General features: G+C 67.9%; 10 protein-coding genes. All 10 read right to left on the reverse strand.

The window, feature by feature from the left end; translation table 11 throughout:
- Positions 1–18 precede the first annotated feature (18 nt).
- The 10 genes from IE262_RS36990 to IE262_RS37035 all read right to left on the reverse strand — a co-directional run bounded on the left by IE262_RS36990 (position 19) and on the right by IE262_RS37035 (position 13,335).
- A complete protein-coding gene (locus IE262_RS36990; protein ID WP_189879939.1) occupies positions 19–1,662 on the reverse strand; it encodes a condensation domain-containing protein in 1,644 nt (547 codons plus the stop codon).
- A gap of 11 nt (positions 1,663–1,673) precedes the next feature.
- Positions 1,674–1,949 (reverse strand): phosphopantetheine-binding protein, encoded by a 276-nt coding sequence (locus IE262_RS36995; protein WP_189879941.1) that lies wholly within the window; start codon positions 1,947–1,949, stop codon positions 1,674–1,676.
- Between the two features lie 99 nt (positions 1,950–2,048).
- Entirely contained in the window at positions 2,049–2,294 is a 246-nt protein-coding gene (locus IE262_RS37000) for an acyl carrier protein (protein WP_166681729.1), read from the reverse strand.
- A 218-nt stretch (positions 2,295–2,512) separates the two neighbouring features.
- Positions 2,513–4,294, reverse strand: a complete 1,782-nt coding sequence (locus IE262_RS37005) for an ABC transporter ATP-binding protein (RefSeq protein WP_134039701.1) — start codon at positions 4,292–4,294, stop codon at positions 2,513–2,515.
- Positions 4,291–6,033: an ABC transporter transmembrane domain-containing protein gene (locus IE262_RS37010; protein WP_189879943.1), complete on the reverse strand. Its 1,743-nt coding sequence runs from the start codon at positions 6,031–6,033 to the stop codon at positions 4,291–4,293. Before IE262_RS37010 ends, IE262_RS37005 begins: the two co-directional genes overlap by 4 nt.
- Before the next feature lie 214 nt (positions 6,034–6,247).
- Complete coding sequence (locus IE262_RS37015; protein ID WP_189879944.1) at positions 6,248–7,972, reverse strand: non-ribosomal peptide synthetase; 1,725 nt, start codon at positions 7,970–7,972, stop codon at positions 6,248–6,250.
- Positions 7,969–8,784, reverse strand: coding sequence for a thioesterase II family protein (locus IE262_RS37020; protein ID WP_189879946.1), 816 nt, complete (start codon positions 8,782–8,784; stop codon positions 7,969–7,971). Before IE262_RS37020 ends, IE262_RS37015 begins: the two co-directional genes overlap by 4 nt.
- Positions 8,781–10,562, reverse strand: coding sequence for a non-ribosomal peptide synthetase (locus IE262_RS37025; protein WP_229877908.1), 1,782 nt, complete (start codon positions 10,560–10,562; stop codon positions 8,781–8,783). The genes IE262_RS37020 and IE262_RS37025 overlap by 4 nt, the downstream gene beginning before the upstream one ends.
- A gap of 111 nt (positions 10,563–10,673) precedes the next feature.
- On the reverse strand, positions 10,674–11,699 hold the full coding sequence (locus IE262_RS37030; RefSeq protein ID WP_189879948.1) for a TauD/TfdA family dioxygenase: 1,026 nt from the start codon (positions 11,697–11,699) through the stop codon (positions 10,674–10,676).
- A gap of 136 nt (positions 11,700–11,835) precedes the next feature.
- The gene (locus tag IE262_RS37035) at positions 11,836–13,335 is read right to left on the reverse strand and encodes an AMP-binding protein (protein WP_189879949.1); all 1,500 of its coding nucleotides are present in this window, start codon (positions 13,333–13,335) and stop codon (positions 11,836–11,838) included.
- Positions 13,336–13,364 lie beyond the last annotated feature (29 nt).

Below are 13,364 nucleotides of genomic sequence, written 5' to 3' on the forward strand. Positions count from 1 at the left end.
CCGTGGTCGTGTCCGGGCTCAGACATCCAGGCAGGAAACGAAATCGCGTAACTGCGGGTGGTCGAAGAGCAGTCGCAGGGACGCGGTGTGCGAGATCCGCTTGCGCACCGACACGACGACCTGGCTCGCCAGCAGCGAGTGACCGCCCAGCTTGAAGAAGTCGTCGTGCGGCGATTCGACAGGTACGCCGATCACCTCGCTCCAGATGGCGGCAACCGCTTCCTCGACCGCGGTGAGCCCGGCGTCCGTGGACCGGTCCGGCTCCGCCACGGGGGGCACGGCGGCGGACGTGGGTGCGTCACCTCGCGGGAGCGGGGCGACACGGGCCAGGATCTCGGTCAGGCCGAGTGAGTCGATCGGCGCGTCGGGCTGGTGCAGCAACGCCGCCAGGACCTCCTGGTACGCGGCGCAGTAGCCCTGTGCGACCTCGTGCGAGTAGGTGCGCAGCGCGTACTCCCAGTCGAGAGCGATACCGGAAGGGCTGATATCGCAGTCCACGACCAGGTCGAAAGGCCCCTCCGCCGTGCGTGCCACGACCTCCGACATTCGCCCCTCGCCGAGTTTCAGGCCACCGGTGGCCCCCGCGGAGAACAGCATGCGCACCACGTCGGCGCCGGGTTGCGGCCCGGTGGCGTGCAGGTCGGCGACCATCCTGCTGAACGGCAGGTCCTGGTGGTCGATGGCGTCCATGAGGTCCAGCGACACCTCTTCGAGGGTCGCGGCGAACGTGTGGGACAGGTCGATCTGCGACCGGACAACGATCATGTTCGCGAGCATGCCCACGGTGCGTGCGAACTCGGGCGTGCGGCCGCTCGTAGCCATCCCGAGCGCCTGGTCTCCGTCACCGGTGACGGCGGCGATCATGACGTTCATCGCGCACAGCAGGATGGCGAACGGTGTCGACCGGGCGCGGCGCGCGTGTTCCGAGAGCGCCTCGGTCAGCTCGTCGTCGAGGGTGAGGGACACCATGCAGGTGTCCAGCGCACCCGGGGCGCGCGTGGCGGTGTGGTCGACGCCGGGGAGCGCGCTGCCGGTGACTCCGGCGAGCCGTTCCCGCCAGTACGCCGACTCTTCCCGGAGGGTGCCGTTGGCGAGTGCGGCCAGTTGTCCTTTCGCGAAGGTGCTGTAGCCGGGTGGGATCGGCCCGAGATCGGGCGGAGTTCCCCGGCGCGCGGAGCGGTAGAGCTCGCCGAACTCGTCGAGGACGACGGTCATCGACAGGCCGTCGCACACGATGTGATGAGCGATCAGGACCAGCGTGGTGCGGCTTTCGGACACCTGGATGGCGGTGAGCCTGATCGCCGGCTCGGCCGACAGGTCGAATGGCTCGTTCGAGGCCGCTTCGAGAGCCGATTGCAGCCGCTCGGACCGCACAGCGGCCGGCAGCCCACGGAGGTCCACCACGTTGGCCGAGACAGGTTCCGGATCGCGATCGATGACCTGCACGACGCCGGAGTCCGTTTCGTGGAACGTCGTACGCAGGGCCTCGTGGCGGCGGATGACCTCGTTGAACGCGAACTCCGCTGCCTTGACGTCGAAGTCGCCGTCAAAGTGGAAGATCTCCGGCATGCTGTAGGCGGGGCTCGACGGGTTCAGCCGCCAGAAGAGCCAGATGCCCTCCTGGAGCGGGCCGATGGGGAGCGTGTCCGTCATCGCGTCCATGCCGTCTGTTGTCAACCCACGTCTCCGATCAGGTTGCGCAGTTCGCGCATGGTGCCTGCCCGGAAGAATGCGCGGAGTCGTACGCGAACCCCGAACTCCTCGCGAATGCGCGCGAGGACGTCGAGCGCGTCGAGGGAACCGCCCCCGAGCGCGAAGAAGTTGTCATCGAGCGTGCAGGGGACATCCAACGTCTTGCGCACGATCAAGATCAGGCGCTGTTCGACATCGTCGAGAGGGACATCGTCCGTCTGCGCTTCGGCCTCGCCGACACCCATGTACTCCTCCAACGCAGCAATGTGGGCCTCACGGGAATGGATCAGGAGCGAGAATGCGTGCCGGAACCCGGAGTTGCGGAAATTGCGCGACGCTGATCGTGGTCCCGCCAGTCAGCGGTTGCCGTCGACGAGCGTTTCCACACTGTTCCAATGAGACGTGAACTTCGCCACCGTCGGATACTCCATCAACATGAGGACGTCCGTATCAATGCCCAGTTGCTGGTTGAGCCGACTGGCGAGTTCCATCAGGAGGAGTGAATGACCGCCGAGATCGAAGAAGTTGGTATCGACATCCGCTTCTGGGATTCCAATCACGTCCGCCCATATTTGGGAGACGTCCTGCTCTTGCACCGGCATGGTTGACAACCTTCCGCGTGTCTCGGCAGTCCGCTGAGTCCGCGCTATCGTACGCAGGCATTTCTGCGCCGCACAAGACCCCTCAAGCCACCCCATGTTGGACAGGAGCGCGATGGGAGCACGCCTGCCGCAAAGGCGACATGGTTCGCAACCTCAGGTGGCAGTGAGCCTGTTTCATCCCCAGTTTTGAGCAGGGCGTCCGGGCTACGAGTGGCGGCTCATACCCAGCTGGACCAGAGCCGGGCATAGGCGCCGTTCTGATCGATCAGATCCTGGTGGGAACCGACCTCGACGACGCGTCCACCTTCCACGACGGCGATGCGATCCGCGTCGCGGGCCGTGTGCAGCCGGTGTGCGATCGAGATCACGGTTCGTCCCTCCAGTACGGCCGCGAACGACCGCTCAAGCTGTCGAGCGGAACTCGGATCCAGCTGAGAGGTCGCTTCGTCGAGGATCAGCACGCTCGGATCCGCCAGGAGCAGGCGGGCCAGCGCGATCTGCTGGCTCTGCGCGTCGGTGAGCTCTTCCCCGCCGACGCCCACCGTGGTGTCCAGCTTCTCGGGGAGAGCGTCCACCCAGCCATCCGCGCCGACTGTCTCCAGGGCTCTCCAGAGAGCGGTGTCATCGGCCTCCGCCTGTGCGTTCTGTGTGACGTCGGAGGCGGCCAGTTCAAGATTCTGTCGCAGTGTGCCACCGAAGACGTACTGGTCCTGGCTCACCAACACGACGTGCTTGCGCAGGTCGTGGTGCGGCAGCTCGTGGAGGGGAATGCCGGCCAGCTGTACGTCGCCCATGCGCGGCGGATGGGTCCCGGACAGCAGCCGGGCGAGCGTCGACTTTCCACTTCCGGTCGGCCCGACGATGGCGACGCGCTCGCCGGGGCGCACCACGAGGTCGATCCCGTGCAAGACATCCGGCCCGTCGTCGTACCCGAACCGGACATCGCGAGCGGAGAGGTCTGCCGAGGCGATGACGCCGCGCCCGGCAGGCTTCTGCTCGGACTGGGCGCCCTCCGGCTCGGACTGATCCGCGACGCCGAGCAGGCGGGCCAGCGACGCGCTGCCCTGTTGGAGCGTTCCCACCCAGTCGAGCAGCGTTTCCAGGGGAAACATCAACTGAAGGATGTACAGGGTCGCCGCGGTCACCTGGCCCAGGTCGGCCCAGCCCTGGTTGTAGGCGTATCCGCCCAGGAGCAGGGCGACGGCCAACGGCAGGGTGAAGAGGAACTCCTCGACGGAGTAGAGGACCGTCCGAAGGCGCAGGGTGTACCCCATCGCCTCGTACCAGGCCTCGGTGTCGCGCTCCGCGCGGCGGACACGGTGAGCCTCCAGGCCGTACGCCTCGACGGTGGCCGCACCCTGGATCGTCGCGTCCAGGCCTTCGGTGATGCCGGAGGAGGCCGCGGCCTCGCGCAGGAAGCCGGAGCGGGCCCTGGCCAGGTACCACCGGTTCACCATCACCAGCGGGGGCAGGATGATCAGAAGGGCGAGCGACAGCAGCGGCGATACCAGCAGCAGCGCGCCGAGGCTGAGGACGATCCACACCAATGCCTCGGTCACCTGAGGTACCGCCAGCTGCATGGCGCGCCGCAGCGTGTCCGTGTCCTGTGAGGCACGCGTCACCAGATCGCCGTCGTCGGACCTTTCGACGACGGCCAGTGGAAGCGCGAGCACGTCGTCGACGAACTTCTCACGGATCTCGCCCTGCACCGTGGCGGCAAGTCGACCCGCTGCCCGAAAGGCGACGCGGGTCAGGAACGCCTGCAGCAGGATGAATCCGCCCAGCGCAGCCGCGACGGCAGTCACGTGCCCGGCGGTGGTGCCGTCCCGCACGTCCTCGACGAGGGCGCCGAGCAGCCGGGGGCCGACCAGGCCGCTGCTTACGGCGACGCCGTACAGGGCCAGCACATAAGCCAGTTCTTTCCTGTGCCGACGCGCCACCTGCCGAAGAAAGCGGCGAACGAACTTCACATCGGCGACCGGGAGTGTACGAACCTTCATTTCCCAACCCGTGAGGCATCGTCACGCGCCACCAACATCCGGTATGCCGAGTGACTCTCCAGCATGTCGTCGTGAGTCCCCGCGGCGATCACACGGCCATCCTCCACGTACGCGACCCGGTGTGCTCGTTGGAGCAAGAGCGGGCTGAGAGTGAACACGACCGTGCTTCGTCCCTCCGGGTGAGTCTCGTGGAACCGGGCGAGATTCTCCGCCACGCGGTACTCGGTGTACGCGTCGACAGCGTTGGTCGGCTCCACGAGCACCGTGAACTCGGCGTCCGCCAGCAGCGCCCGGGTGAGTCGCAGGCGTTGCAGCTGACCGCCCGAGAACGTCCTGCCGCGACCCGTCATCCGGGTATCGAGGCCGTCGGGAAGAGCGTCGATGACATCCGTCGCACAGGCGATCTGAAGGGCGGCGGTGATGTCCGCGGTGTCGACCGTGCCGGCCGGTGCGATCTCCTCTCGTACGGTTCCCGCGAAGAATCGGTCGCTGTTCAGGCCCAGCAGGACCCGTGATCGCACCACCGGGATCGGCAGCGATGCCAACGACTCGCCGCCGAGTGCGGGATCGCCGGAGTCCTCGAAGCGAGCCAGTCGACGGGCCAGGGCATCGGCATCGGAGGGGTCGGCACAGGCGACTGCCATGAACGTCGCCGGGGGAACGGCCAGTCCCGAGGTGGTGTCGGTCAAGTGAGCCTTGCCTCGGTTCCGCGGTTTGGTGGCGGCCGCGTCGGGCGTCTTCCCCTGCCAGGGTTCGACGTTCAGCAGCCTGGTCACACGGCGGGCGGCCACCAGCGCCCGAGTCACCTGGCTCGTGCCCTCCATGAAGTCGGTGAGGGGCATGGCGAGGAAGGTCGCGAAGCCGTAGAACGCGATGACCTGGCCGATCGTCAGGCGCTGGTCGAGCGCGAAGAGAGCCGCGGTGTACGTCACGATCACGGTGACCAGACCGGGCACGAGGACCCGCGCCGCCTCGTAGTCCGCTTCGGCACGCGCCACACCGACATCCGCCGACCGCAACTGTGCCGAATCGGAGCGAAAGCGCGCCGCGAACTGCCGCTCGCCGCCCACGCCCCGGAGAACCCGTAGCCCCGAAGCGATATCGATGGCGCGTCCCGCCAGTCGCCCCTGCAGCGACCGGTAGTTGTCCTGGTGCCGGTGCAGGGGGCGCAGCAGCAGGCTGCTGAGTCCGCTGAGGACGGGGACGGTCACGAGAACCAGAAGTCCCAGAGGGACCGAGACCGTGAGCATGGCCACCGTGACAGCCGTGACGGCCACGACGGCACCCATGATCCGGCCGGCGTAGAGCAGGCCGACGCCGATCGTTGTGCCGTCCGAGGTGCTGGTGGCGATCAGGGCGTCGGCGTCCTGCCGTCGTGGAAGGGACGCACCGAGCCGCGTGACGTGCCGCGTCACCATGCGGACGGTCAAGGAGGCCGACACCGTGCGCGTGATGATCGAATGCCGGTAGAACGCGATACCGGACGTCGCCCTGATGACGCCGAGCAGCAGCACGGCCATCGACCACCAGACCACTTCGCCGCTGTCGTTGCGGGCGATGCCTCCGTCGATCGCGCGGCCGATCGCGACCGGGATCAGGGCCTGGCTGGTCATCCATACGGCGGACGTGACCGCGCCCCAGAGGGTGGCGGCCTTTTGCTTGCCGACGAGCGCGAGAAGGAATCTGGCCGCCGATCGGTGGTCAAGTCCTCCTGGGCCGAGCACGGGAATCCGTTGCATGATCGAGAGCTCGATCCCTTCGGTAGCCGAGACGCCGCATCCTTGAGAAGGTGTCGGCCGGCAGCGGCCAGCGTAACGACTAACCGTCCAGCCCCGCAACGATGTTGAGGCTGCTCAGGGGATGTTGAACGTCTTTCGATTTCGCAGACGAGGGGCCTGATCGCGTTGCCGACGAAGCGGAGCGCGGGGGCGGTCGGAGGGTTGAGCAACTCCTCTAGTCACGGGGCGTCGACATACCGACAAGCTCGGTCACCGCGGCGGCGAGGTCGGACAGTACCGGGTTCCGCTCGATCACCGCGACGTCCACCTCGATGTCGTGGGCCTGTGCCAGTCCGGTCGCGATCTGCAGGGCGGTGTGCGGATGTCCGCCGAGCGCGTAGAAGTTGCCGTCGGGCGCCGCCGGTGCGCCCAGATGTCGCTCCCACAGCTTCGAGAGCGTCTCGAACACCGCTCCGTCCCACACCCGGGTCTCCTCCGGGGCCCGCAGGGCGCTGTGGTCGGTCTTCCCGCTGCTGGTCGTCGGGATCTCCGGTACCTGGTAGATCCGGGTGGGCACCATGTAGGCCGGGACTCGGGCGGCCAGTCGGCGGCGCAGTTCCACGACGTCGCAGTGGGGATCGGCGACGAACGCCGCGAGGTACGGGCCCACCACGCGGTGCGTGTCCATCCGGACCGCGACGCGACCGTGGCCCACCAGGTCGACGAGTGCGGCCTCCACCTCGTCCAGTTCGACCCGGTTGCCGCGGATCTTCACCTGGCGGTCCAGCCGCCCGGCGTGCACCAGCAGGCCGTCGGCCCTCCGTCGCACCACGTCGCCGGTGGCGTAGCGCGCTCCGCCGTCCAGGAAGCTCTCCGCGGTCAGGTCGGGGCGACCGAAGTAGCCGAGGGCGACGCCAGGTCCGCCGATCAGGAGCTCGCCGACCTCCTCGGCGGTGTCCGAGAGCGGCCGGATCTCCGCTACCGCGCCGTTGACCGGGCTCCCGATCGGCAGGTCCGGCTCCGGGTCGCCGGGGGTCAGCGGAAGGCAGGCGTGCGCGGTCGTGTAGATCGTGGCTTCGGTGGGGCCGTACAGGTTCCACACCTGCTCGACGTGCGCGACCTGGGCTACCAGCGATCGCCGCAGGCGCTCCCCGGCGAGCAGCAGGACGGTACCCGTCGGCAGCTCCAGCCCGGCCTGGAGGAGATGCTCCAGGACCGTCGGCGTGGTCTGGAGGAAGACCTGGAGGCCCGGCGCTTCCAACAGTGCTCCCAGCCGGTTCGCCAGGATCTGCAGTTCGGCGACGACGACGAGTTCCCCGCCGACGGACCACGGGGCGAAGATCTCGAACACCGAGACGTCGAAGGCGAAAGAGGACAGGGCGACGAACACGGAGTCCGGGCCCATTCCGATCAGCGACGCCACCGACTCGACCAGCCCGGCCGCGGCGGCGGACCGAATCTCGACGCCCTTGGGCGCGCCGGTCGACCCGGACGTGAAGATGACATAGGCGGCGCCCGGGTGCGGGCGGGGGCGCGGGGAGGACGGCGGGGCGCTCCGGGCCTGCAGCAGTTCGGACGTCGTCAGGTCCATGCGCGGCACACCTTCCGGCGTGTCGTGCCCGGTGTCGACGGCCAGCACCATTCGGGCCTGTGCGCCTTGAAGTACCGCTGCGCGCCGCGCGGGAGGCCAGCCCGGGTCGATCGGCACATACGCGGCCCCGCTCAGCAGGACGGCCAGGATCGCCACCGGGCCGCCGGCCCGGCGCGCTGCCATGACCCCGACCCGTTCGCCGGGCGCCACCCCGGCGCCGGCCAGCCGGTCGGCCAGGTCCACGGCCGCTGCGGCGGTCTCGGCGTAGGTCCACGAACCGCCGCTGTCCCGAATCGCAACGCGGTCCGGTGCGTCGTGGGCGGACTTCAGGAACATGGCTGCGAGCCGATCGGGCTCATCGGGGGTCACTGCGGACTCCTTCCGTGGCGGCCGCGCCAGGCCACCGCGACGTCACGGCGTGCCGGTGAGCTGGGGATCTGCTCATTGAGCGAGGCGATGTGCGAGGGAAGGGTGTTCCAGATTTCAGGTGTATAGAAGTGCCCTCCTGGAAGCTCGGTGTGCCGAAACTCGCCTTTCGCCACCTTGCGCCACAGTTCTTTCGATTCGGGGTCGATGACTTCGTCGCTCTCGCCGGTGAGCACCTGAACGGACGTACTCACTGCGGCGCCGTCCCGGTAACGGAAGGAGTCACGGACCCGAATGTCGGCACGCATCAGCTCAACCGCCATCTCCTGGAGATCAGGGTCGCTGAGAACGTGCTCGGGCATCAGCCCGAATTCCTGTATCCAGGCCATGAGTTGTTCGTCGCTGTCCTGCTGGGACGGGAACATGTCCGCCGCTGTCAGGCCACGGCTCGGAGCATTCGCCGATGACACCACCAGGGCCTCGGGAACGGGGCCTCCGCGCTCCTCGATCCGCGCCGCGATGTCGAAGGCCACCCAGCCCCCCATGCTGTGCCCGAACAGCACGTACGGAATGCCGGCCGCGGAGACCACCGCGTCGAGCGCATCGTCGACGAGCTCGTCCCAGTCTTCGACGAAGTCCTCGATGAAGCGACCTTCGCGGCCGGGGTAGCAGACGGCGGCGAGTTCCACGCCGGGCGGCATGGCGTCGGCCCACTTCATGTAGGAGCCGGCACCTCCTCCGCAGAAACCCAGGCAGATGAAGCGCTTGGTGGCTTTCGGTTCCCGCTTGGGGCGGACGACCGTAGTGTCCTTCATGCCCGCCCTCCCCCGTCCTTGGATACGCCGAATCCGGGGCTCTTCTGGGTGGACCGTGGCGCGACTTCGGCCAGCTCCGCAACGTACTCGGCAAGGTCCTGGACCCGCGGGTGCCGGTACACCTCTTTGACGGGGACGACCAGTCGCAGGTTCTTCTTCAACCGGGCGACGAGGCGCAATGCCATGAGAGAGTGCCCGCCGAGGGCGAAGAAGTCGTCGTCAGCGCTGATCCCGTCCCGGCCGAGAACCTCGGCGAAGACCTGAGCGATGAACTCCTGCAGCTCGCCCTTTGGCTCGACGCCCGGGGTCTCCTCACGGCTCACCACGGCGGCGGGCTTCGGCAGTGCTGCGACGTCGAGTTTGCCGTTGGCGGTCAGAGGCAGTTCCTCCAACTTCACGCACACGGACGGAACCATGTAATGCGGCAGCGTCTGCGCCGCGTGCTTTCTGAGGTGCTCGGGAGACGGGGCGGCGGCCTCCGCCGGAATGTAGTAAGCGACCACCTGCCGGCCGGACTGCGTCTCGTGGCAGACGACCACGGCGTGGTCGACTCCGGGGTGGTTGGTCAGCGCGGACTCGATCTCTCCGAGTTCGACGCGGAAGCCACGGAGTTTGATCTGCCGGTCGACTCGGCCGACGAACTCAAGAACGTCACCGGAGCCCCATCTCACCAAGTCCCCGGTGCGATACATACGCGTGCCGGCTTCGCCGAAGGGATTCGGTACGAAACGCGACGCGGTGAGGGAAGACTGGTTCAGGTACCCGTGGGCCAGTCCGGGGCCGGCGATGAACAGCTCCCCCACGTCTCCTCGCGGGACCGGCTGCAACGCTGCGTCGAGGACGAACAGTTCCGTTCCGGGCAGGGCTGTTCCCATGTGGGGGCCGTCGCCGGTGATCTTCCCGGCGGTCGAGTCCACGGTGCATTCCGTTGGACCGTAGAGGTTGACGGCCTGCGGGCCGCCTCCGGCCGCCGCCTCTGCCAGCTCTCGCCAGATATGACCGGGCACCGGTTCGCCGCCCATGAGGAGTGTGAGCCGGCGCCCGTGGGAGAGAGGGGTCAGCAGACGGCTGCGGAGCATCTCCCAGTGCGAGGGGGTCACATCCAGGACCGTCACCTGGTTCTCCTCAAGGACCGTGGCGAGCCCGACGGGATCACGGCGCTGTTCGTCGTCCAGGACGACGATGGTGTCGCCTCGGCAGACCCGTACCCACTGCTGGACGGACGCGTCGAATGAGGGGCTGGCGTTCCAGGCCACGACCGTCGCGTCGTCCTCGTAGACGCCGGCCTGCTCAAGCGCGGAGATCAGCTGGGCGACGCCGTCGCGGGTCGCTACAACACCCTTGGGTACGCCGGTCGAGCCGGAGGTGTAGATGACGTAGGCAGCAGTACCGCGCGGCACCTCCTGCCGCTGGGTGGTCGAGTCGGTGTGCGAGTCCACGAGCAGTGAAGGGACGATCGCCTCCACCTCCGGGGGGACGCATGCGGCCTCGCTCTCGGTCAGCAGGATCCGCACCCGCGAGTCGTCGGCCATGAAGGCAAGCCGTTGGGGCGGGTACTCGGGATCCAGAGGCACGTATGCCGCCCCCGCACGCCACACTCCGAGAAACGCGGTAATGAGTCCGGCACCGCGCTTGAGCTGCACCCCGACCCGGTCACCGGGGCGGACGCCCCGTGCGGAAAGCCAGTTGGCCAGTCGGGCTGAACGGCGGTCGAGTTCATCGAAGGTGATGTCGTCATCGCTCCCCCGTACGGCGATCCGTTCGGGGTGTTCACGCACTGCTTTCTGGAATCGGCTCAGCGGATCAGGCGACGCGCTGGTCGTGGCGACCGTGGAGCGGTCTCGTTCCACTTGCGGGGTGGGGCGCAATTTCTTGCTCCTCCTGTCTGTCTACATCAACGTCGCGGCGGGTCGGGTGCTTGGCCGGCAGTCGTTGATTTCCACGGGATTTCCCATGGCCACGACGATTTTCCGCTCTCCCCGGAACGGGTCACGTCCGTGGGCGGTCAGGACGTTGTCGACGAGCAGCAGATCGCCCACCTCCCATTGCTCACGCACGGTGGCGGCTTCGTAAGCGGCTTGGACGGCCCGAAGGTCCTCCCTCGTCAGCGGTTCGCCATCGCCGAAGGCCGAGTTGAACGGCAGCCCGTCCGGTCCGAACTCGTCCAGCAGGGTTTCCCGGAGTTCGTCGTCCAGTGACCATTCGTTCCAGAAGGCCAGGTGGTTGAACCAGACCTCGGCCCCCGTGAACGGGTGCCGGATGACGCCCGGGCGCAACTGGCTGGTGCGGAGGTTCCCGTCCGGCTGCCACTCATAGGCGATGAGATTGTCGTCGCAGTACCGCTCGACGTCCTTTGCGCCCTCAGCCGAGAAGGCGGTGCGCCAGTCGGTTGACACCAGGTCGGAGTACGACCGCTTCAGCTGCCAGCCGACGGACCGCATCTTGGCCACGAGATGCGGTGGCAGGCTGTTCAGGACCTGCCGGCAGTCGGCGACCGGCGTTGCCCCACCGACCGCCGGAGCAACGAGACAACCGAAGAGCAACAGCCCCGGAAAACGGAGGGTGTAGCTGTTCTCGTTGTGCATGGCGATGGATTGCGACGGCGGAAGGTCAGTGGACGAGAAGACCCCGTCCCCGTAGTCGCTGCGTGGTGTCGCCTTTTCCCGATACGGAGTACTGCTCGGGATGAGCACGTCGCGCACCTTGGCGAAATCGTCCACACTGCGCACGGGAAGGCCCCGGATATAGAGGGCGCCGTGTTCGTGAAGTGCGTCGATGATTTCCGGATGAAGCGCGGCCAGTTGACGGCGGACTTCGTCGATGTCTTGCAGACCGTCCAGCTGGGTCGTGGCCGGCTTTCCCGGCGTCAAACGCCAGACGAGCGGGCCTGGTTGTCCGTCTGCATGTGTACTCATCACTCTTCCTCTCTCCGTGCAGCGTGCAGCGTGCAAGGCACAACGTGCAACGCGCACCTGAGGTCCGGCTGTTGTCGACTCGGCGGCAGAGTAATCAGTTGCCCCCCGATTCCGATCGGGTGCTTCGATCGGGTGGTCAGAGCCCGCCGCACGCCTGGCGGTCCACCTTGCCGTTCGCGTTGAGCGGCAGGGCGTCGAGGTGCACGAATCGGGTCGGGAGCATATGTATGGGCAGATGGGGGCGCAGTCGGTCGCGGAGATCGGCGGGTGCTGCCGGGATGCCGCTGTAGACCGCGGTGAGCCACTGTTCGCCGCCCGGACCCGGCGCGGCGATGACCACCACGTCGTCGATGCCGCCCCACTGGCGGATCGCGGACTCCACGTCGCCCAGCTCAAGCCGTCGGCCCATGATCTTGACTTGCTGATCGAGCCGGCCGAGGTGCACGAGTTCGCCGTCCTCGACCGCCACTCGGTCGCCGGTCCGGTACCACGCCTGGGTGCTGGGAGTCGGATCGGGGTTCGGTCCGGGTTCGTGAAAGCGTCCCTCGTTGTCCGCCGGATCGAGATAGCCGCCGAACCGCTGCGGTCCACGGACCTGCAACTCGCCGGTGTGCGGATCGATCCGGTGGTCGAGGTGCGGGTAGACGCGGCCGATCGGGACCGTGGCGTTGGAGGTCTTCGGCCACGCGGAGTGGTCGGCCGGGAGCCGGTAGGCCGTCACCGTGACGGCGAGCTCTGTGGGCCCATACAGGTTCTCCACCGTGCTCCCCGGGGCAGCGGCCGACCAGACCTGCGCCTGTTCCAGCGTCAACTGCTCGCCGGCGAAGAGGCTGCGGCGCAGCGTCGGCAGGCTGCCGGGGGCGAGAGAGCCGGTGTTGCGCACCATGGAGACGATCGAGGGCACCGAGTACCAGTGGGTCAGGGCGTGGTCGTTCACAAAGCCGACCGGGTCGACCAGTTCGCCGCGTGAGGGCACCACCAGCGTCGCCCCGCCGCCCCAGGCGACGAACATGTCGAAGACCGACGGGTCGAAGGTCAGACCGAAGGTCTGGGACATCCGGCAGCCGGGCCCAATCCGGTACCGGGCCAAGTGGAAGCGGAGGAAGGCGTCCAGGTTCCGGTGCCGGATCGGCACTCCCTTCGGGACACCGGTGGAGCCCGACGTGAAGAGGATGTACGCGACCCCCTCCGGGTCGAGCGCGTCATCGGCCGGAGCGGCGGGAGCGGTCCGCAGGGCCCGCCGCACATCATCCTCGCCGACAGTGATCACCGGCACTCCGGTGCCGTCCGCGAGCGAGGCGTCCTTGCCTTCGTCGGCCAGCACCACGTCCAGCTGGGCGAGTTCGAGGATCTGGCGGTTCCTGGCGGCCGGGTAGTCCTCGCTCAATGGGACCACGGTGCCACCGCCGCGCAGCACGCCGAGGTAGCCGGCGTAGGCGGCCACGCTGCCCGCGGCGAGCAGTCCGACCCGGGCCGGCCGCGGTCCGGTTGCCGCGGTCACACGTGCGGCCAGCTCCCTTGAGACGGCGTCCAGTTGACCGTAGCTCAGCCGTTGCCCGGAGACAATTAGCGCGTCCTGGTCGGGGTCTCGGCGGACACTGTCGGTGAACCAGGAGTGCAGGGTCTTCGCGGGCAAGGAATCACCTTCCCTCCGCGGGGTATGCC

Origin of the sequence: Streptomyces bluensis (genome assembly GCF_014650715.1) — a bacterium.
GTDB lineage: Bacteria > Actinomycetota > Actinomycetes > Streptomycetales > Streptomycetaceae > Streptomyces > Streptomyces bluensis.